The sequence below is a fragment of the Streptomyces aurantiogriseus genome (assembly GCF_014649375.1).
GTDB classification, from domain to species: Bacteria; Actinomycetota; Actinomycetes; order Streptomycetales; family Streptomycetaceae; genus Streptomyces; species Streptomyces aurantiogriseus.
Map to the genome: position 1 here is coordinate 1 of NZ_BMSX01000051.1, position 19,570 is coordinate 19,570.

Annotated in this window: 15 protein-coding genes and 5 pseudogenes; 10 read left to right on the forward strand and 10 right to left on the reverse strand. The window is 69.8% G+C overall.

Annotation, left to right across the window (positions count from 1 at the left end; all coding sequences use genetic code 11):
- Positions 1–330, reverse strand: a 330-nt coding sequence (locus tag IE263_RS47395; RefSeq protein WP_268256152.1) for a helix-turn-helix domain-containing protein, incomplete at its 3' end; no start/stop codon positions are given.
- Between the two features lie 142 nt (positions 331–472).
- On the opposite strand from IE263_RS47395, the gene istA reads away from it, so the two are divergent.
- Positions 473–2,038 (forward strand): IS21 family transposase, encoded by a 1,566-nt coding sequence (istA, locus tag IE263_RS47400; RefSeq protein WP_229911574.1) that lies wholly within the window; start codon positions 473–475, stop codon positions 2,036–2,038.
- 14 nt (positions 2,039–2,052) lie between these two features.
- A complete protein-coding gene (gene istB, locus IE263_RS47405) occupies positions 2,053–2,847 on the forward strand; it encodes an IS21-like element helper ATPase IstB (RefSeq protein WP_189944364.1) in 795 nt (264 codons plus the stop codon).
- A 40-nt stretch (positions 2,848–2,887) separates the two neighbouring features.
- Here the strand turns inward: istB and IE263_RS47410 are convergent, their stop codons facing one another.
- The 3 genes from IE263_RS47410 to IE263_RS47420 all read right to left on the reverse strand — a co-directional run bounded on the left by IE263_RS47410 (position 2,888) and on the right by IE263_RS47420 (position 5,490).
- The gene (locus IE263_RS47410) at positions 2,888–3,322 is read right to left on the reverse strand and encodes a DUF6228 family protein (protein WP_189944365.1); all 435 of its coding nucleotides are present in this window, start codon (positions 3,320–3,322) and stop codon (positions 2,888–2,890) included.
- Between the two features lie 584 nt (positions 3,323–3,906).
- Positions 3,907–4,059 carry a hypothetical protein gene (locus IE263_RS49360; RefSeq protein WP_229911570.1) on the reverse strand — a complete coding sequence of 51 codons (153 nt, stop codon included), beginning with the start codon at positions 4,057–4,059 and terminating at the stop codon, positions 3,907–3,909.
- 147 nt (positions 4,060–4,206) lie between these two features.
- Positions 4,207–5,490: an MFS transporter gene (locus IE263_RS47420; protein ID WP_229911571.1), complete on the reverse strand. Its 1,284-nt coding sequence runs from the start codon at positions 5,488–5,490 to the stop codon at positions 4,207–4,209.
- 458 nt (positions 5,491–5,948) lie between these two features.
- Between IE263_RS47420 and IE263_RS47425 the strand changes: the two are divergent.
- The 4 genes and pseudogenes from IE263_RS47425 (at position 5,949) to IE263_RS47440 (ending at position 10,764) form a co-directional block, all read left to right on the forward strand.
- Positions 5,949–7,296: pseudogene (locus IE263_RS47425) on the forward strand (flavin-containing monooxygenase).
- On the forward strand, positions 7,293–8,171 hold the full coding sequence (locus IE263_RS47430) for an SDR family NAD(P)-dependent oxidoreductase (RefSeq protein WP_189944366.1): 879 nt from the start codon (positions 7,293–7,295) through the stop codon (positions 8,169–8,171). The pseudogene IE263_RS47425 and the gene IE263_RS47430 overlap by 4 nt, the downstream one beginning before the upstream one ends.
- Positions 8,168–9,596 (forward strand): annotated as a pseudogene (locus IE263_RS47435) (aldehyde dehydrogenase family protein). The gene IE263_RS47430 and the pseudogene IE263_RS47435 overlap by 4 nt, the downstream one beginning before the upstream one ends.
- A gap of 61 nt (positions 9,597–9,657) precedes the next feature.
- Positions 9,658–10,764: an AraC family transcriptional regulator gene (locus IE263_RS47440; RefSeq protein WP_189944367.1), complete on the forward strand. Its 1,107-nt coding sequence runs from the start codon at positions 9,658–9,660 to the stop codon at positions 10,762–10,764.
- A 507-nt stretch (positions 10,765–11,271) separates the two neighbouring features.
- On the opposite strand, the pseudogene IE263_RS47445 reads toward IE263_RS47440, so the two are convergent.
- Positions 11,272–12,225: pseudogene (locus IE263_RS47445) on the reverse strand (helicase associated domain-containing protein); the annotation flags it as partial.
- Positions 12,226–12,310: 85 nt separating this feature from the next.
- Positions 12,311–12,685, reverse strand: coding sequence for a hypothetical protein (locus IE263_RS47450; RefSeq protein ID WP_189944368.1), 375 nt, complete (start codon positions 12,683–12,685; stop codon positions 12,311–12,313).
- A gap of 189 nt (positions 12,686–12,874) precedes the next feature.
- On the opposite strand from IE263_RS47450, the gene IE263_RS47455 reads away from it, so the two are divergent.
- The 4 genes and pseudogenes from IE263_RS47455 to IE263_RS47470 all read left to right on the forward strand — a co-directional run bounded on the left by IE263_RS47455 (position 12,875) and on the right by IE263_RS47470 (position 16,168).
- Positions 12,875–13,453: a hypothetical protein gene (locus tag IE263_RS47455; protein WP_189944369.1), complete on the forward strand. Its 579-nt coding sequence runs from the start codon at positions 12,875–12,877 to the stop codon at positions 13,451–13,453.
- Between the two features lie 652 nt (positions 13,454–14,105).
- A pseudogene (locus IE263_RS49365) lies at positions 14,106–14,756 on the forward strand (replication-relaxation family protein); the annotation flags it as partial.
- Positions 14,757–15,563: 807 nt separating this feature from the next.
- Positions 15,564–15,836: a hypothetical protein gene (locus tag IE263_RS47465; RefSeq protein WP_189944375.1), complete on the forward strand. Its 273-nt coding sequence runs from the start codon at positions 15,564–15,566 to the stop codon at positions 15,834–15,836.
- A 74-nt stretch (positions 15,837–15,910) separates the two neighbouring features.
- A complete protein-coding gene (locus IE263_RS47470; protein WP_229911572.1) occupies positions 15,911–16,168 on the forward strand; it encodes a DUF6207 family protein in 258 nt (85 codons plus the stop codon).
- 10 nt (positions 16,169–16,178) lie between these two features.
- On the opposite strand, the gene IE263_RS47475 is transcribed toward IE263_RS47470, so the two are convergent.
- From IE263_RS47475 to IE263_RS47490, 4 genes and pseudogenes are all read right to left on the reverse strand, one after another.
- Complete coding sequence (locus tag IE263_RS47475; RefSeq protein WP_308430836.1) at positions 16,179–17,174, reverse strand: DUF4238 domain-containing protein; 996 nt, start codon at positions 17,172–17,174, stop codon at positions 16,179–16,181.
- 3 nt (positions 17,175–17,177) lie between these two features.
- Positions 17,178–17,966 (reverse strand): annotated as a pseudogene (locus IE263_RS47480) (ATP-dependent DNA ligase); the annotation flags it as partial.
- Positions 17,967–18,443: 477 nt separating this feature from the next.
- The gene (locus IE263_RS47485) at positions 18,444–19,046 is read right to left on the reverse strand and encodes a TetR/AcrR family transcriptional regulator (RefSeq protein WP_189944373.1); all 603 of its coding nucleotides are present in this window, start codon (positions 19,044–19,046) and stop codon (positions 18,444–18,446) included.
- A 65-nt stretch (positions 19,047–19,111) separates the two neighbouring features.
- Positions 19,112–19,570: zinc-binding dehydrogenase (locus IE263_RS47490; protein ID WP_189944374.1), on the reverse strand; the 459-nt coding region annotated here is incomplete at its 5' end.

Sequence of the window (19,570 nt, forward strand, 5' to 3'; positions counted from 1 at the left end):
AGTCCACCGCTCATCGTCGAAGCCGTGCGCTGCCGGCCCCTTGCCCAGCTCTTCCTCGAGTACGGCGAACTGGGCATCGGTGACGGTCGGGGAGTTGGCCGGGCCCGCGGAACGCAGCGCCGCCATGCCACCCTCGCGCCAGGCACGACGCCATCGTTCCACCGACCGCACACTCACCCGCAGATCCTTCGCGATCACCGCGGTCTTCTCACCCGCCACGAACCGCTCACCTGCCTGGAGTCGGACTTTCTCCCGAAACGCCCGACGCTTGGCTTTGTAAGTGAGTTTCGAGAACGTCTGTTGCTCAGCGGTGCGAACGCCTGGTTCCACGGGAGAGTGATGTCGCTGAGTTTCGAGAACGCCCAGGTGCTTGCCTCGGGACCATGGTTGTGCTCTGCACGACGAGGGGGCCCGGGTGCCGAACTCCAAGGTCGATCTGTACGCGGCGATCCGCCGTGATGCCAGGACCGGCATGTCGACGCGCGCGCTCATGCGGAAGTACGGCGTCGGCTTCAACACCGTGCAGAGGGCTCTGACCTCGGCCCTGCCGGAGCCGCGCAAGAAGATGAGGCCACGGGCAACGCGCCTGGACCCCTACAAGCCGGTGATCGACGCCATCCTGAGGGCGGACCTGACCGCGCCGCGGAAGCAGCGCCACACGGTCAAGCGGATCTACGACCGGCTGCTGGACGAGCACGAAGCTGTCGACGTCTCCTACCAGATGGTCCGCGCCTACGTCGCCGCCCGCCGTGAGGAGATCCGTCTCCAGGCCGGCAAGGGGGTGGTGGAGGCGTTCGTCCCACAGACCCACAGGCCCGGGGCGGAGGCCGAGGTCGACTTCGGCGACGTCACAGTGAGGCTGGCCGGCGAGCTGGTGACCTGCTACCTGTTCGCGTTCCGGCTTTCGTACTCGGGCAAGGCCGTGCACCGCATCTTCGCCTCGGCAGGGCAGGAAGCGTTCTTCGAAGGCCACGTCCACGCTCTCAACGTGCTGGGCGGTGTGCCGACCGAGAAGGTCCGCTACGACAACCTTAGAGCCGCAGTCGCCCAGGTGCTGGGCCTCTCCCGTCGCCGGGTGGAAGCCGAACGTTGGACCGCCTTCCGCTCCCACTACGGCATCGACGCCCTCTACTGCCAGCCCGGCATCCGCGGCGCCCACGAGAAGGGCGGCGTCGAGGGCCAGATCGGCTGGTTCCGCCGCAACCACCTCGTCCCCGTCCCCGAAGTGGACACACTCGCCGAGCTCAACGCGATGATCGACCGGTGGGACCAGGAGGACGACGCCCGCCGCATCCGCTCCCGCCCGCGCACGATCGGCGAGTACTTCGCGGCCGAGCAGCCGCTGCTCGCGCCACTGCCGGAGGAGCCGTTCGAGACCGGCCGACTGTCCACACCGCGGGTCGACCGCTACAGCCAGATCTGCGTCCGGATGAACCGCTACTCGGTGCCGGTGCGGCTGATCGGCCGCACCGTCCGCGTCATGCTCCACGCCTCCGAGCTCGTGGTCTACGACGGCCGCGAGGAAGTCGCCCGACACGAGCGGCTCATCGCCCGCAATGGATCCCGCCTCGAACTCGACCACTACCTGGAGGCGCTGATCCGCAAGCCCGGTGCGCTGCCTGGCGCCACCGCCCTCGACCAGGCCCGGGCCGCCGGCCGGTTCACTCCCATGCACGACGCCTGGTGGGAAGCCGCCGTCAAAGCGCACGGTGAACGCGACGGCACCCGAGCCCTGATCGAGGTCCTCCTCCTCAGCCGCCACCTGCCCCACGAACACCTCGTCACCGGCCTCGCCGCAGCCTTGAAGACCGGTGCCCTCACCGCCGATGCCGTCGCTCTCGAAGCCCGCAAGGCAGCCGATGCCGACACCGGGGTCGAAGAACCTCCGCAGCCGCCCTCCACCACCAGCCATACCGCCATCGCCCCGCTGCCCGCGGCCGTCAGGGCCAACCTGCCACCCGACAAGCGGCCCCTGCCCTCCGTCGCCCCCTACGACCAGCTCCTGCGGCTCCGCCGACCCGACCACCCCACCCCGTGAAAGAGGAGAACGCCGTGACCCTTCCCCGCCAGCGAGGACTCACCGAGCAGGCCGCCACCACCGCCGTCGACCAGGCATGCCGCATGCTCCGCCTGCCCACCATCCGCTCTCAGTTCCCCGACCTCGCCGAGACCGCAAGCCGCGAGCAGATGTCCTACCTCGGCTTCCTCGCCGAGCTCCTCCTGGCCGAGTGCGACGACCGGGCCCGCCGCCGCTCAGAGCGCCGCATCAAGGCAGCAGGCTTCCCTCGCGACAAGTCGCTGCGGAAGTTCGACTTCGAGGCCAACCCCAACATCGACGCAGCCATGATCCACACCCTCGCCAAGTGCGAATGGGTCAAGAAGGGCCTGCCCCTCTGTCTCATCGGCGACTCCGGCACGGGCAAGTCGCACCTGCCGATCGCACTGGGCACCGAGGCCGCGATGGCCGGCTACCGAGTCAAGTACGTCCTGGCGACCAAGCTGGTCAACGAGCTGGTCGAAGCCGCGGACGAGAAGCAGCTGACCAAGACCATCGCCCGCTACGGCCGCGTCGACCTGCTCTGCATCGACGAACTCGGCTACATGGAACTCGACCGCCGCGGCGCCGAACTCCTCTTCCAGGTCCTGACCGAACGCGAGGAGAAGAACAGCGTCGCCATCGCCTCCAACGAGTCCTTCAGCGGCTGGACCAAGACCTTCACCGACCCCCGCCTCTGCGCGGCCATCGTCGACCGCCTCACCTTCGGCGGCAACATCATCGAGACCGGCACCGACTCCTACCGCCTCGCCACCACCCGCGCCCGCGCTGAGCAGCAAGCCGTCGGCTGAACCCGGCGCGCGGTGCCTGCGCGGAGCGATCGTGGGCGACCTACCCCTGGCCCAGGAATTCCCGCAGGTCCGCAGCTACAGCCGTCATCCCTTCACCGGCTTCGATCACGGTCGTCACCGTGCACTTCCAGTCACCGGGAAAGAAGCCGGACCGAAGAGTCCAGTCCAAAAACACATGCCCACCCGAGCCGAAGGTCGCCACCACGACCAGGTGGTTGCTGGTCCAGACCCGCTCCCCCTCCCAGCCACGGAAGTCTCGCGCGAGGCCGTCGAAAAACTCGCTCATGTCATCCCAGACGGTGACGGTCACGTTCTCGAGCCGTGCACGCACACCATCAGCAACGGCCTCCACGGCGAAGACGGTTTCGTACTCATCCGCACGCGACCAGTCGAACAACCGGACAGAGGTCGCCAGCGCTCCCGGCCCCCGCACGACGAGCTCGACCTGCCCGGGACCCACCTCGATCAGACTCACCCGCCGAAGGATACGGACGTCAACACGTTGACGACATCACGTTTCCGTGGCCCGGGACCGCTGCTACTTCTCATCAACATTAGGCGGCCCAGCAGCAACCAACTGTTCCCAGCTCCCACCGACAAGTGCTCTTCGTTCTGACCTACGCAGCCAGACGCTCAGCAGTCAGGCCCCCACCCTCCGGATATCGCATACCAACGGCATACCGCAGGGATCACGACCCGTCACCACCCGACGACAACCCGAAAACCTCAGTAGACACTCCCCTCAGCCCCGGAACTACGCACGACCGGCGTCACCGAATCCGCACCGTGGCGCAGGTGAACGTGGTCTCCTTGAGTAGCTCCGGGGTGATGGCGACATGGCGAGCAGGATCGTTTGTGCCGCGATGCCGCGGATACGGCGGGAGCCCGCGGATTCGATGCCCTCGGCGAGGGGGTTCTTGGCGTAGCCGTTGTAGCCCTCGACGCTGTTACGGAGCCGGAAGTAGACCTTCTGCCATTCCGGGCCGCCGTACTCCAGGGACCGCCAGCGTTTGGCACCGGCTTCTGCGCTGACGGCGATGGCGTTCTGGCGGCAGATCTTCAGCGGGCCCACTGGGCTGGCTCGGGGTCGACGAGGGGCAGTTGGATGCTGCGGTCCATGGTGTGCGGCTTGATGGAGCACTGGGCCTTGCCCGCTTCGGCGGGGCACATCATCCGCTGGTAGCCCTCGTCGTCGGCGTTCTGCTTGGGCATGAGGCGGTATCCGCGGCGGGCGGCGGTCAGCCGGACCCAGGTCTCGCTCGCATCAGCAGTCGCATGACGATCACCACACGGTCGATCGACAGAACCGAGTCGAGGCGCGGAGCGTCCGGGAACGGCCGGTCGGGCGGAAAATCGCGGTCAGGGCCTACGCCCTCTGTCCACGGCCACGGGGAGGACGTGGGGCGAGCCCGGGCGGCGGGTTGTCCACGCATGCGACGGCCCGGGTTCCGTCGGGCGGAAGAAGCGCGCCGTGGCCACCAGGGCCACGGCGAGGGCAGCGGGTATCGCGTAGGCGATGCGGAAGTGGCCCGTAGCCCCCAGACCCCCGCTCGCGCCGGCTCCGACGAGCACACCGACGTAGTTGAAGACGTTGAGCCGGGCCAGCACCGTCTCGGGGGCACCGGGTCGCAGCCGGCCGGCCGCGGCGACGCACAACGGGATCAGGGCGGCGACTCCGAGGCCCGCGCAGCATGCCGCGACGACCGCGTACGGCCAGCTCGGGGCCACCGCCAGACCGGCCAGGGCGACGGCCGTGAGCAGGGCCGCGGCGCGGACCACCGCCACCGGCCCGACCCGGCGCACCATGAGGTCGGCACCCGCCCGGCCGGTCACCGTGCCCGCCTGGTAGGCCGCGTACGCGAGCGGCGCGGTGGCCAGGGACGCGGCGAGCGTCTGGTGAAGGTAGGCCGTCGACCAGGCCGAGACCGCGGAGTCGACGACGTAGGCGACGAGCAGAACGACACCGAAGGGGACGAGCCGCGCCCACACCCGCCGCCCCGGGATCTCGTCGTCCGGCGCCGGTCGGTCGCTGGACGAGGAGGGCACGGGCGCGAGGGCGTGGGGCCGGACGGTCAGCGCCAGGAGTGCCACGAGTACGGCGTGCGCGGTCAGGACGTACTGGACAGGCCAGCCCAGCCGGGAGACGCCCGCCGTCAGCAGCGCGGCAGCCACGCCCGCGGCGCTCCATGCGGCGTAGAAGGAGGAGAGGATGCTGCGCCCGTAGTGGCGTTCGACGGTGGCCGCGCGGGTGTTGACGGACACGTCGATGACGCCCAGCGCCAGACCGAAGAGGACGTAGGCCGCCGAGGCGGCGGCCGGGCCGGGTGCCCACGCCACGGACAGCAGGGTCGCGACCGCGGTCAGCACCGCCGCGCGCATGACGGCGACGGGACCCGAGCGGCGTACGGCGGCCAGACCCGTGAAGCTGCCGACGCCCGCAGCCAGGGTCAGGGCGATCGTGAGGGCGGTCATCGCCAGGGACGACAGCCCCAGACGGCTCGCCATGGCGGGCACGGTGGTGGACACGGCGGCCACCGCCACGCCCTGGGCGGCGAACACGGTGGCCGTGACCCGACGGGCTCCCGCGAGCGAGCCGCCGCTCGCGGACCGGGGCGGAGCCGTCGCTCCGACGGATGCGTTCATGGGGGACCCTCTTCCTGTCACGGACCGTGGACGGGCCGGCGTGCGCGAATTGGAGCAACCGTAGGAATCCGGACCGCCCCGCCGGAGGACACCGACGGCCACACGAGGGACCCTGGCGGCCAGCAGCGGACGGTCCGGGGCCGGTAGCCGATGACTTCGGGGTCAAGAGCCCACGGCGGCTGGTGCCGAGGATCCGACGGTTCGGGTGGCCGGGAGCCGACGGTTCGGGTGGCCGGGAGCCAACAGCCCGGCAGTCGGAAAACGGACGGGCTGGGGGTGTCTCACGGGGCGGGTTCGCCGTCGGCCGGGTGGCAGGGGCATCGGTCTGTGGCGCGCCGGGGCGGTCAGTGGGCTGGCCGCTGCAGCCCCCTTTGTGGCCGCACGGGCCAGTCCGCCGGTGCTTGCGTGCTGCCTAAGTTCCTCCCACGCCGAAAGTGGCGACGAGAGGAGGTGGACTCGTGAAGGAGTCCGAATTCGACACGTGTGTCATCGGTGCCGGTCCCGCTGGGCTGGCAGTGGCACGGGCGCTCGGTGAGCGACGGCTTCCCTACACGCACATCGAGCGGCACACCGGTCCGGGCGGCCTGTGGGACATCGACAACCCGGGGCAGCCCGATGTACGAGTCGGCCCATTTTGTCTCCAGCAAGACCCTCTCGGGCTTCGGCGGCTGGCCGATGCCCGACCACTTCGCCGACTACCCGCCGCAGCGGCAGATCCTGTCGTATCTGACGTCGTTCGCCGACGCGTACGGGCTGTCGGAACGCATCGAGTTCGGCACCGCGGTGCGCGACGTGGCGAAGAACGCGGACGGCACCTGGACGGTCACCCGTGCCGACGGGCGCCCCAGCCGGCACGCGCAGGTGGTGGTCTGCACCGGCTCGCAGTGGCACCCCAACATCCCCGAGATCCCAGGTGACTTCAGCGGCGAGATCCGGCACACGGTCGGCTACCGCAGCAGCGACGAACTGCGCGGCAAGCGGGTCCTGGTGGTCGGCGGGGGCAACTCCGGCTGCGACATCGCCTGCGACGCGGCCCGTGCCGCCGACCACGCGGAGATCAGCATGCGCCGCGGTTACTGGTTCATCCCCAAGCACCTGTTCGGCAGGCCCGTGGACACCCTCGCAGGCGTCGGTCCCCGGATGCCGAAGTGGCTGGAGCAGAGGCTGTTCGGCACGCTCCTGCGGATCGTCAACGGCGATCCGACCCGCCTCGGCCTGCAGAAGCCGGACCACAAGCTCTTCGAGACCCACCCCACGGTCAACTCGATGCTCCTGCACCACCTGCAGCACGGCGACATCACCGCGCGCCCGGGCGTCCTCCGCGCCGAGGGCCGCACCGTCCACTTCACCGACGGCAGCAGCAACGACTTCGACCTGATCCTGCTGGCGACCGGCTATGTGCACAAAGTGCCCGTCGCGCAGGCCTACTTCGGCGACGAACAGCACCCCGACCTGTACCTGTCGTCGTTCTCCCGCGAGCACGAGGGGCTGTTCGGCGTCGGCTTCATCGAAACCAACTCCGGCGCCTACCAACTCTTCGACGCCCAGACGCAGCTGATCGCCGGCTTCGTCCAGGACACCCACCGGGGCCTGCCGAACGCCGCGCGGTTCGCCCGCATGATTCGCAGCGACCGCCCGGACCTGACCGGCGGTCTGCGGTTCGTGGACTCCCCGCGCCACACCGGCTACGTCGACAGCTCCGCGTACACCAAGTACGTCACCAAGGTCGCCGCCGCCATGGGCTGGCCCACCGAGGGTCGGCCGCCGGCCATGCCGGCCGTCCGCAGCAAGGAGACGGTGGCATGAGCGGCTACGACTACACCGGCAAGGTGATGCTGGTGACCGGCGGCGCGGGTGGCATCGGCAGCGCGCTGTGCCGGCGGTTCGCGATCGGCGGCGCGGTGTGCGTCGTCGTCGACATCGACGGTGAGCGCGCGCGGCGGGTCGCGGAAACCCTGCCCGGCGCCGGTCACCTGGGCCTCGGCTGCGACCTGCTGGACCGGGCCGGGGTCGCGGACCTCTTCGAACAGGTCGCCGCCGCCTTCGGCCGCCTCGATGCGCTGGTCAACAACGTCGGTATGGCCAGCACCGAGCGGTTCGACGTGCGCACGGTGGAGACCATCGAGAGGGAGATCGACCTCAACATGATCTCCCCGCTGGTGGCCACCCGGCTGGCCGTTCCCCTGCTGAGGGCCTCCGCCGATCCCCGCGTCGTCACCACCGTGTCCCTCGCCGGCATCTTCCCCCAGGGGGAGACTCCCATCTACGCGGCGTCGAAGTTCGGGCTGCGCGGCGCGATGCTGTCCATCGCCCTCGACCTGGGCACCAAGGGCATTCGCGTCGGCTCGGTGCTGCCGTCGGCCACCGACACCCCGATGCTGCGCCGGGAGGCCGTCGACGGCGGCAACTCCCTGCAGTTCCAGGACCCGCCGCAGCAGCCGTCCGACGTCGTCGCCGCGGTGGTGAGCCTGCTCGACCGGCCACGCCTGGAGGCGTATCCACGCGTCGGCGAATCGCTCCTGGTCCGCTTCTCCATGCTCGTGCCGAACCTTCTCCCCAGGCTTCTCCCGCTCTTCCGCAAGCGCGGCGAACGCGGCCTGGCCCGGTACCTGGAGGACCTGCGCCGTAGGGGTCTGGCCCGACAGGTCGACGGCCGCTGGGAACTCGTGAAGGAGGCATGATCATGACCACGGAAGCGAACGACCGCCTGCTCCGGGTCGTCAACCCAGCCACCGGGGAGACCCTCGACACCCTGCCCGCCGCCACCGCGGGCGAGGTGGACACGGCCGTGGACCAGGCGCACCGCGTCTTCGACAGCGGGGTGTGGGCGGCTCGGCCGCCCCGGGAGCGGGCCGCGGTCCTGTTGCGCCTCGCCGAACTGATGGAGCGCGACGCCGAGATCCTGGCCCGCCTGGACTGCGAGGACGCGAGCAAACCCATCACGGAGTGCCGTACCGGCGATGTGCCGGGCGCGATCGAGTCGATCCGCTGGTTCGCGGAGGCGGCCGACAAGGTCTTCGGCCGCACCGCCCCCACCAGCCACGACCACCTGGGTCTGATGAGCCGGGAACCCGTCGGAGCGGTCGCCGCCGTCCTCCCCTGGAACTACCCGCTCGCCATGGCCGCCTGGAAGATCGGGCCCGCCCTCGCCGCGGGCAACAGCCTGCTGCTCAAGCCTGCCGAGGCGACCCCGCGCTCGGCCCTCCACGTGGCCCGGCTGGCGACGGAGGCGGGACTGCCGGACGGCACCCTCGCCGTGCTGCCCGGCTACGGCGCGGAAGCCGGCCGGGCGCTCGCCCGCCACCCCGGGATCGGCGCGCTCTCGTTCACCGGCTCGACGGCGACCGGACGGCGGATCCTGGCTGACGCCGCGGAGACCAACTTCAAGCGGGTCTCCCTGGAGATGGGCGGCAAGAGCCCCCAGGTGCTGATGCCGGACGCGTTCGACTTCGGCGTCGACCTCATCGACGACATGATCGCGGCCGCGTTCCTGACGATGGGCCAGAACTGCACGGCCGGCTCCCGGATCCTGGTCCACGAGGACATCGCCGCCCAGGTCGTCGCACGGTTCACGGCCGCAGCCGGGGCCCTGGTCATCGGCGACCCTGCCAAGCCGGACACCCGCACGGGCCCGCTGATCAGCACTGCGGCGCGAGACCGGGTCGCCCGCGCCGTGGACGAGGCGGTCGCCGCCGGAGCCGTGGCCCACACCGCCGGGTTGCCGGCGGGCCTACACCCGCACGGGGCCTACTACCCGCCCACCGTCGTCGTCGGCGCCCCCGACGGCAGCCGGGTCCTCACCGAGGAACTGTTCGGCCCCGTGGTCACCGTCCAGACCTTCGCCTCCGAGCAGGAGGCGATCCGGACGGCGAACGCCACCCCTTACGGCCTTGCCGCCTCACTGTGGACCCACGACCTCGACACCGCCTTCAGCCTCGCCCGCGGCATCCAGGCCCGGAGTGGTCTCCGTCAACTCCTACAGTGAGGGCGACATCACCGCCCCCTTCGGTGGCTGGAAACAGTCCGGATTCGGCGGGGCGGAGCGGTCCACCGACGCCTTCGCGCAGTGGACCAGGGAGAAGACCGTCTGGATCCGTACCCGCTAGCGCGGCCGAAACCGGACGCAGATGCCTAAAGTGGTCGCGAGTACGGCCCTGGAGAGAAGCCATGACCGAGGCAACCCGTCCGGAGAACGGCACCACCCGCAGCACGTCGGCGACGATCTCCCCGAACATTCTGCGCTACCTGGACCAGATCACCGAGGAGTACGGAGTCGACCTGCAGCCGGAACTGGCCCAGGTCGGTCTCACCGAGACCCTGATGCGCTCGGCGGCCCTGCGCGTCTCCTACCGCCAGGGCAGTGCCGTCATCCGGCGCGCCGTCGAACTTACCGGGGACGAGAATCTGGGCCTGCGGGTCGGAGCCGCGCAGCACCTCACCGCCTGGGGGCTGGTGGGCTTCGCCATGCTCGCCAGCGACACTCTCCAGGTCGCCATCGAGGCGGGGGTACGCTTCCAGAACGTGTCCGGGGCAATGGCGGTCTGGTCGGCGGGCCGGGAGGGCTCTGACTACGTGGTCCGAGCCGACCTCCCGGACCCGATGGTCGACCCGAACGTCGCCGTCTTCCTTGTCGAGGAGGCGTTCTCGAGCGTCGTCACCCTGGGCCGCCTCGCCGCCGACGTCGGCCTCGCACCCCAGGAGGTCCACTTCGCCTTCGCCGCCCCGCGCGACGTCCAGCCCTTCCGCGACCTCTTCCGCTGCCCCCTGCACTTCGGCGCCTCCCGCAACCGGCTGGTGGTGCCGCAGGCATGGATCAACCGGCCGATGCCGGGCCGCGATCCGGTCACCTACGCCTCGACCCTCGAACTCCTCGAAGGGCAGATGGCCTCCCGCCGTCGGCAGCAGGACCTGCTGGAGATCCTGGAGATCTCCGTCGCACAGAGCCTCCCGGTCGTCCCCTCCTTCTCCGAGCAGGCCCGCAGACACGCGTCGAGCGAGCGGACGCTGCGCCGCCGCCTGGCCGACTGCGGCATCTCCTACGAGGCGATCGTCGAGGGCGTCCGCCGTGAGCGCGTCGAACTGCTCCTACACCGCCCTCACCTCACCCTCCGCGAGGTGGCCCGCCAGGCGGGCTTCTCCGACGAACGCGCCCTGCGCCGGGCGGTCCGCCGCTGGCACGGCATGGCACCGTTGCAGCTGCGCGAGGGCTTCTCTTCGCAGACGGCGGGAACAACGCCGAGTCAGGGGCGCGGGCAACTACGCGGCCAGCCGTAACCGGACCCGTAGCCGCCACCACACCAGCGCCCCCCCACGCTTGAAGGCGGTCTGGGCCGTGGTCGACCAGAGTCGTGGTCGAACATCTCCTCGGACGCCTTGCCGATCTTGAGTCCGGACTCGCCTACATCGAGGAGAACACCACCGGCGGCGCGATTCCGGATCAACAGGCGCTCTGCGGTTACTGGGGACGGACGTCTTGCGCGTGCTGGACACTCGGGTCCTTGAAGGCCCTGATCTGCCTCGCGGGAAATCTGCGCCAACAGCGCGGGAAAAGATCTACGAGTCGGTCTCGTGGGGCCTGATCAGCGCGTTTCGTCGGTGGCCCGACGCGCGCCGGCCTGGACGGACTGAGGCCTGATGAGCAGTTCGTGCAGGTACTCACTCTGACCGGTGATGCCCTCAACGCACTTGCCCTGCAGGCCGAATCACAGCATCAGACCAGCCCGTAGCACGTAGAAGGGCGGCCCGCCGACAAGCAGACAGACCGCCCCATGCCGCGCCAGGCTACGCCCACTCCATGCCCAGCTCCCGCAGCGCGTCCAGCTGCTCCTGGGCAAGCTGGTCTCGCCTCGATTTGGTGTTCGATACCCATACACCGAGCTTCACGACCACCGGCTCTGCCTCGCTGTCGACCATGATCTCTTCGCTGTGGCCGCGCGGTACAGGCCGGTGGGCACCTTCCCGTTCAACCCACTGTGCGAGGGCCGCAAGGCCGCGCTGGAACGCTTGCTGCGCCTTGCCCGGGCCCTTCGCCGCATGCGTGGCCGTCGGGGCCGGAGACGGGGCCTCAAGCGGCTTGATGCCCAGCTGAGACAGCCGCTCCTGCTGCTCGCTCGACAGCTGCGCCCAGGTGCCCGGCTGCTTCTGCCGCTCCAGCCATCGCCCGATGTCATCACCGTCCATCAGCACCCCGGGCTGGATCTCGGGCAGGCTGCCGTCGGCGTCGACCAGGTCCGCGAGCACTCGGTAGTGGCGCTGCCAGTCCAGCGGCCACGGGCAGTTCCAGTCCGGGTCGATCGCGGTGAGCTGCTTCGCGCGCTCCGCCGCTCGCTCAGGGTCCTTCCCGAGGCCACCTTTCCGGCGCAGGTTGGCCATGTGCTGACCCACCGGCACCATCGCCTCGCCCTCGCCCCAGACCGCGTCCTGACGCGGAGCGAGGTGCCCCGTAGCCCTCCGGTACGACCGCAGCGCGGCGAGCTTGCTCTCCCAGGCTTCCTCGCCCGGCTCCCACACCATCCCGGCCTCGGGCGCGTCCAGGAGCTCCTTGCGGCGCGGCTCCAGCTCACCGGCCCGCAGTGCCTTCCGCTGCTGGTGCACCCACCTCCCAAGCGGAAACGACTTCGTGACACCCACCTCGACTTCAACGTCATAGGGCACGACGTACAGGCCGGTGATCTCGTTCTCCGCTCGCCAGCGGAGCAGGGCCTGGTAGCCCTCCAGCCAGACCAGGGACTCCGGGACGCCAACGCACAAGGGAGAGACCCGGGATGATGACCGAGCACAGGCGCGCGCCGTACCCTGACTGCGCTCAGGGCCACGGGCGTCACATGAGATCAAAGTCAGGCTCCCAGTCCGGATCGAGGTCTGGTTCCTCGTTCAGCGTTTGGGACTTGATGTCCGCGAGGTCCAGCTCCTGCCCGGTCAGCGTGAGTCCGCAGACCCGGCACCCCAAGTGACGCGGGAAGAACCAGATAGCTCCGTAATCCCCGCTCTTATCGCGCCCGCTGCCAACAGAAGGACTCTGGCATGCTGGGCAGTCAGCCGGGATACGCAGAGGCCACCTGTTGGGCAGTGCCGCGGCACACAGGCCGGCGATCACCGCTGTCTTCTCGCTATCGGACAAGCGGTCCGTTGCCTTCGCGAAATTCTCCCGGGCTCGCTGGATCTTCGCTTTGAAGCGCAGTTCCAGTTCGGACATCGCTTCCGCTATGAGGTGTTTGCTCGCCTCGCGGAGGCGTCCCCAGAAGGACTTTGAGCGCTGCCACAGAACTCTGAGCGGCGAAGCCTCTGGCGAAGTTATGTCGCTGAGTGGGCTGGGCGTGCGTTCAAGTCCCGGTGGGTGCCTACCAGTCGACTCGTGCAGGTCCGGACCCTACCCTACGCTACGGTGCGTGCTCCGCGAGAGCGCTGCAATAGCATGGCGCGGGCCGGGCAGGACCACCCGCAGCAGACGACAGCGATGACGGGGGTCGGGCCGATGGACGAGGTGCAGGACAGCCTCCGCAGTGGGCTGTACTGGTGCGTGGCGTTCTCGGTGATCTTGCTGCCGGTCGGATACGCAACCGGGTTGTGGGTGTGGGTCACCCTGGGCTACGCGGCGATCATCTGCGTCAGCGTGATAGTGGGCGTGGTGTTGGCCGTCGGAGGCCGGGTGCTGACGGTAGCGGCCTTCCTGCTGTGGCTGCTCGTCCTGGGAGTTGGCGTGGGCCTGGTTGCCTTCGGGGTGCACGCCATCGTGACGTTCGAGCCGTACTGCACTCCGTCCGAGACAGTCGACTGCCGCCTGCTGCTCAACGGGCAGGACGTGGGCGAGGCGAGCGTGGCCGACCAGCGCAGGAGCATGGTCACCGACTCGTTGGTGCCCATCGGGGGCGGGGCGGTGATCGCCGTCGCCGCGCTGGTCTTCGGGACTGCGCGCGTGCGCGACCGCGCCCCACGGGCTAGGTACCTGTTCCGCCGCCGGTGAATCTTCAGTGGCAGGAACTCACGTCAGTCGAGGTTGATTGGCACACGCTCATAGTTCGATGACATCGGACACTCGCCGCCCGAAGCAGCAGGCCACAACGCTTCTGGACACGGCTGTTTGCGAGTCGCCGCCGGACACCGAATCTTGCGAGGGGGAGCCCGGGCGCGCCCGCGGGCACAAAGCGCCAGGCCGCACGGGTCCAACCTCCTCCTCGCGGTCCGCAAGATTCGGTGTCCATTCGCAGAGTGTGCTGTCCAGTCACATCAAAGATCACCTGGGATCACAAACAAGCACTGAACCGAGCCGCCGACTGGCGAGCCGCGCGACCCGCGCCGCGAGGCATGGTCGGCTGGGCAAGCCGCCGCAGTCTCCTGCCGCCGGCGCTTGCGATCCCACTGCCGTACCCACTTCCGTGCCCGGCACGAGCGCTGACCGCATTTCCCCTGGCCGCCGCAGCTTTTCGGGGCTGTAGTGCGTCGTCACGCCCCTCTTCTCTCCTCCTCTCACTGACCAAGCCCTGGGAAGTAGGTGGGGGTGGGGTGTCAGTGGTGGAGGCGATCATCGGGTTCAGGGCGCACCTGGTGCCCTCTGCGGCCGGGCGGGGCCGGTGCCCGGCCGGTGGCCGGACGCGGACGACGGGAGGGCGGGGCTGATGGCGGGCAAGCGGAAGACGAACGAGGCGGGATCGTCGACCGGGCACCGCGCCGATGCGCTGCGCGTGCTCGGGGTGCTCAAGGCTGCGACGGCGGACCAGATCCAGCGCCTGTCCTCACCGCACCTGACGTACCGGCACACCACGAAGAAGACGGCAGCCGAGCGGAAGGAGGCGCGCACCGCCTCCCATCGCGGCGCGCTCAACGATCTGCGCAGGCACGGTCTGTCCGTCGACGGCGGCCGCACCCGAGGGGGAGAGGAGGTGCGCCTGCTCACCAAGGACGGGCTGGCCGCCGCCGGACTCGAGTTGGACCGGGGGCCGGAGGAGATGGGCGGCATGCCCAAGAGCGCGGGCCGCTCGGGTGCCTCGCACGCGATGACGGTCAACGAGACGGTCATCGCGATGATCCGCCCGAAGCCTGACCTCGCCTTGGTGGCAGGTGAGCCGGCCGAAGCCATCGCGGCCGCCCATGCCTGGGTCGACGCCCCGGACGGGATCGGCAGCATCGCCTCCTACGCCACCGAGGTCGCCCTCCCGGCGACCGGCACCTGGAGGAACCCCGGCGTCGGGTGCGCGTGGGCCGACATCGTCCTCACCGCCCCGGAGGTGGGGCTGCCGCTGTTGTTCATCGAGGCCGACAACTGCACCGAGGAAGCCCCGATCATCGCGGCCAAGTTCGACAAGTACATGCGCCACTTCCACCGCAAGGTCAAGGACACCGACGGCCAGGACAAGCCGATGTGGCGCACCCGCTGGTCCGCCCCCGATCCCCAGTGGGGCGACGCGACGCACCCGCCGGTCCTGCTCGTCTTCAACCAGGTCGGCCCGCGGCCCGCGCTGCAGCAGATGAAGAAGGTCGCCGCCCTCACCCGCGAGCACTGGCAGGGCCAGGGGGCCGACGGCTTCCACCTCTACAACGACAAGATGCCGATCGTGGCGACCACGCTGGACCTGCTGCGCGAGCACGGCCCGGCCGGGCCCGCGTTCTGGCGCTTCGGCCGCGAGGACCGACAGAACCTCTGGGACGCGATCGGCAACCCCCGCCGGGACGCCGCCCTCGCCCGCCGCGCCGAAGACGCGCGGCGCCGCCAAGCGCAGGAAGCCGCGGAACGCGAGGCTCAGCGTCCGGTGTGCGCCGACTGCGGGACCAAGTTCACCGACGACCGGTGGAAGGCCAGCATCGCGGTCGACTGGGGCCGCGGGGACAGTCACCCGCACCTGTGCGACGACTGCAAGACCCGGGCTCTCCAAGCGGAGCGGCAGGCGGAACAGGCCGAACGCGAGCGCCAGCAGCAGGAGCGCCAGGAGCAGGAGGCGGCGCAGGCCTCGAAGGCCGGCGGCTGGCTCGGACGCTGGCGCAGTGACCCGGCCCCAAGCACCCCGGCAGTGCGAGGGCTTGCCCAGGGCCGGCTGGGCAAGCCCTCGTTGTCGGTGGCGGCTGCGAGGCTGAACCGTATGGACAGCGATGACGAGCAGCTGCTGCGCGGCCGGATCTACGGAGCCGACCACGACCACCCGGGCCCGAAGCCAGGACGGCGCTACGCCGAACTGGTGGGCGGGCCGCTGGACGGATTGCTGCTCGATATCACCGGCTGGAGGCCGGAGGAGATCGACGACGGTGTCTCCCTCCTCACGGAGCTCGGGCAGTTCGGCCCCGGCGGGCGGGCGCTGTACGACCCGCGCCCCGGCGACCCGGCCCGCTGGGACTGGGGCGGCGACAGCCCCTGACGGCCTGCCGCTCGGTCGGGTGAAGACACCGCAGCGGCGGAACTCTCCCCGGGCGCCCGGGCGTAGTGCCGTACATGAACCCGATCAGCGAGGTGCACGTGAGTGAGCCGGGCCTGGTCGTCGTCGACGTCGCGGCCGCCGACGACGCCACCGCCCTGGCCTTCCAGCAGCTGCTCGCCGACGGGTGGCCGACGGCGACAGCGGAGCACACGACCCGCGACGCGGGTGAGCCCGGTGTACGGCTGCGCTGCTACCTGGACTTGAGGCAGCCGGTCGGCTCGGATGCTTCGGCCCACGTGCCGCCGCAGGTCTTCACAGAGGTACAGCGATGACGATCGCCTGTCACGTGGTGCGGTCCCCGGCCGGTCGTCGCTGTGCGGCGCGTTCCACGAACGGCTCCAGGCCGCTCTCGGGGTGCAGGTACACGTAGCGGTGGGCGGCGTGGACCTGCACGGCGTTGAGGCGGTCGACGAAGGTCTGGGGGACGGTGAGCGTGACGTCCTCGGTGCCCAGGGACAGTAGGTGCTTTGGGCCGATGGGAAGTAGGAGGGTCTGGGCGTCACCGAACGCCATGCCGTAGATGGTGCGGCTTTCCTTCACGCACAGGGTCAGGGCCGGGTTGTCGCCGATCAGGAACTGGCCCGTCTCGGGCGTGACCACCTCCAGCCGCCGCGTCGACGCCAGGTCCCGCATTTTGTGGAAGGTGTCCTCGATGCTGGTGCGGAAGAGCTTGCCGCTCTCGCGGTCGCGCATGATCGTGGACCGTTCGATGAGACGCTCAGCGAAGGCGCCCAGGGCAGCCGGGCCGGACAGGTACAGGCCCGTCTCGCGCAGTGCCTCGAGGCGCAGCTGCTCTGGGTACTGGGTGATCACCTTGGCGATCAGGCGCGTGCGGGCCCGCTCGATCGAGTCGGTGTGCACATCGCGGTAGTGGAGCGACCGGACGTAGTGGAGTACGACCAAGTCGCGCAGCACCTCCACGTGAAGCGGGTCGGCGAACGGAGTACCGGCGCGCACAGCGGCGAGCGCCGCAGGCACGCGCCTCTCCACGTCGCCCCACAGTGCTTCAACGGATGGGGAGTCGACGGCGACGAAGTTCTCGACCCAGCCGCATCGGCTGGTTGGCATCCGCTTGTGCACGCGTCCGGGGTTGTGCAGGTCGAACGGGAGCAACTGCCGGCTGCCGCCCTTCGGCTCGGGCATCGTGAACTCTTTGAGCAGGACCTGGGATACGAGATGCTGCCGCGACGTCTGCTGTGCTGTTCCCACACGCCGAATTCTGCCAAGTACCCCTCGCCACCCGCTCAAAGTTTCCCGGCTGCCGATCCACAAGGTCACCAGTCAGCGCAGCCGGACCACGGTGACGACCGCGTGCCGGGTCGTGCCCGACACGACCTCCACCACCACATCACTGGTGGCGGGCGTGTAGGAGCCGCCGGCCTTCGTGAACGCCCGCCCGGACTGGGGGACCAGGCGCCGGGCCACGACCGAGGACAGGGCTGTGGTTAGCCGTTGGGACAGCGCCACCTGTCCGTCGGGCAGCCGTACGGCGAGCGCCTTCGGGTGCCGGGCGCTGCCGGTGAACCCGACCACGGCTGCGTCGACTGTGTCCGCGTGCCTGATCTTCGCCCAGACCCGGCCCGCCTTATAGGCCCTTCGCAGCGGCTTCGCCACGATCCCCTCCACGCCTGTTCCTTCGAGCGCCGTGTACCAGAGCAGGGCCTCGTCCAGGTCGGTGGTCGACCACACCGGCACGATCGGTGGACCGGCGTCGGCGAGCACGTCCAGGAGGACCTGGCGGCGCTCCACGTACGGACGCGGGCGCAGGTCAGGAAAGCCCGCCGCAGGATGGGCCAGGACGTCGAACGCCACGTACGTCGCGGGGTGCCGGTCAGCGAGTTCCCGTGCCCGGCGCGGTCTGGAGAGCGCGCGGGACTGCGCTGCCTCGAAGCTGATCCGCGCGTTGCCGTCGGCGTCGGAGAGGTACACCACTGCCTCGCCGTCCAGGATCACGCCGGGCGGCAGGCGCATGGCGGCCACGGCCAGATCCATCCAGTGCGCGGTGACGTCGCGGCCGGAACGCGACTGCAGCCGGACACTGTCCTCGGTCCGCCACAGCACGGTCCGGTGGCCGTCGACCTTCGGTTATGCGCTGTTGAGCTGTCCACGGACTATCGTCCAGCGTCATGTCGATCACCGGTTGGCGAGCACGGGGGTTCACCTACGACTGCCATGTCTGCCGGCAGCCCTACGAGCGCCCCGACCTGGCCGCCTGCGCCACGCACGACGCGGTAGGACGGCATCATCGCGTCGAAGGCGCCCTTGAACTGCTGAATCGACCCACAAAGCCCTGACCGCACCACACGGGCCTCGACCCGGAATCCTGGGGACAGGGACTGTGCGACGGGGACTTGACGCCACGTAGGCAGGCAATCTCCGAAATCCCAGCAGCACGCGGTGGCGGTAGCCCTCCGGCCGGCCGCCCCAGCCGTCCAGTCATGCCGGTATGGGCAGCAACGGCCGGATGACCTGTCATTTGGGGATTCGGGCCATGCCGCAGCCGAGGACTATCCGGATGGTCGCCTGGGCCTGAGGCTGGGCCGCGCTTCAGCGAGGCAGCAGGACGTCGACCTGCCTGCGGATGTCCTGCACGATCTCCTCGACGCTCAAGGCGATGTTCACGCTCGCCGCCATGCTGAGGAACATCACGGCGGACACGATGTGTGCCAGCGTCGCGGCGTCGCCCTGTGCGACCCGTTCGTCTCGGCGCAGCACGGCGGCGACGGCCTCCTCGGTCTGCGCGACGATGGCGAGTGCTGCGCTGTGCCGGGGCTCCTCGGGGTCGCCGAAGACCATCTCTCGCAGGTAGGTGCGTCCGTTGTCGATCTGGATGCGGTTGCACTCGACGATCGGCCGGACGATCGCCAGCACCGCGTCCAGCACGCCTGGGACGGTCTCGGCGTCCGCCCGGCCCTGCTCAAGTGCTTCGGCGTACTTGGCGTTCTGGACAAGGAGGAGGAGTTCGCCCTTGGTCTTGGCGTAAAGGAACAGGGTCCCGGTGCCGATGTCGGCCTTGTCAGCGATCTGCTGGGTCGTGACCTCATCGACGCCGTGTTCGGCGAACAGTTCACTGGCGGCAGCGACGATGCGGTCGAGTTTCTCCTGCTTTTTCCGCTCGCGCCGTCCGACCGACTGGGAGGCGACAGACATGGGTGGTGTCCTCGTGCGTTCTGTGTCGCTGTGTGTTTCGTGTCGCCCGTCGCGGTTGCGGCGGGTCAGCTGTTGCCGATGACGGCCTTGCCGCGGATGCCGCCCTGGGACAGGGACTGCAGCGCCTGGGGGGTCTGGTCGAAGGGGAACACCTTTCCCACGACCGGGCGCACCGCGCCTTGGTCGATGAGGGTGGTTATCTGGCGGAGCTGGTTGCCGCTGGCGCGCATGAACAGGAACTCATATGTCACGCCGAGCTTCTTGGCCTGCCTGCGGATCTTGCCGCTCAGGCCTGCGACCGCCAGGCGCAGCAGCGGGTTCAGGCCGGCCTGGCGGGCGAACGCGGGGTCCGGGGGACCGGTGATCCCGATGGCTTTGCCGCCGGGCTTGAGCACCCGCAGGGACTTCTCGAGGGTCTCACCACCGAGGCTGTCCAGCACCAGGTCGTAGCCGGTCAGGAGCTGTTCGAAGTCCTGGGTGCGGTAATCGATCACCGTGTCCGCGCCGAGCGCGCGCACGAAGTC

What these genes read in the sequence shown, in the direction of transcription:
- istA (WP_229911574.1), top strand. Translation starts at nt 473, where the DNA reads ATGTCGACGCGCGCGCTCATGCGGAAGTACGGCGTCGGCTTCAACACC.
- IE263_RS49360 (WP_229911570.1), bottom strand. Translation starts at nt 4,059, where the DNA reads ATGCCCAAGCAGAACGCCGACGACGAGGGCTACCAGCGGATGATGTGC.
- IE263_RS47420 (WP_229911571.1), bottom strand. Translation starts at nt 5,490, where the DNA reads ATGAACGCATCCGTCGGAGCGACGGCTCCGCCCCGGTCCGCGAGCGGC.
- IE263_RS47430 (WP_189944366.1), top strand. Translation starts at nt 7,293, where the DNA reads ATGAGCGGCTACGACTACACCGGCAAGGTGATGCTGGTGACCGGCGGC.
- IE263_RS47440 (WP_189944367.1), top strand. Translation starts at nt 9,658, where the DNA reads ATGACCGAGGCAACCCGTCCGGAGAACGGCACCACCCGCAGCACGTCG.
- IE263_RS47450 (WP_189944368.1), bottom strand. Translation starts at nt 12,685, where the DNA reads ATGTCCGAACTGGAACTGCGCTTCAAAGCGAAGATCCAGCGAGCCCGG.
- IE263_RS47465 (WP_189944375.1), top strand. Translation starts at nt 15,564, where the DNA reads ATGGACAGCGATGACGAGCAGCTGCTGCGCGGCCGGATCTACGGAGCC.
- IE263_RS47470 (WP_229911572.1), top strand. Translation starts at nt 15,911, where the DNA reads ATGAACCCGATCAGCGAGGTGCACGTGAGTGAGCCGGGCCTGGTCGTC.
- IE263_RS47485 (WP_189944373.1), bottom strand. Translation starts at nt 19,046, where the DNA reads ATGTCTGTCGCCTCCCAGTCGGTCGGACGGCGCGAGCGGAAAAAGCAG.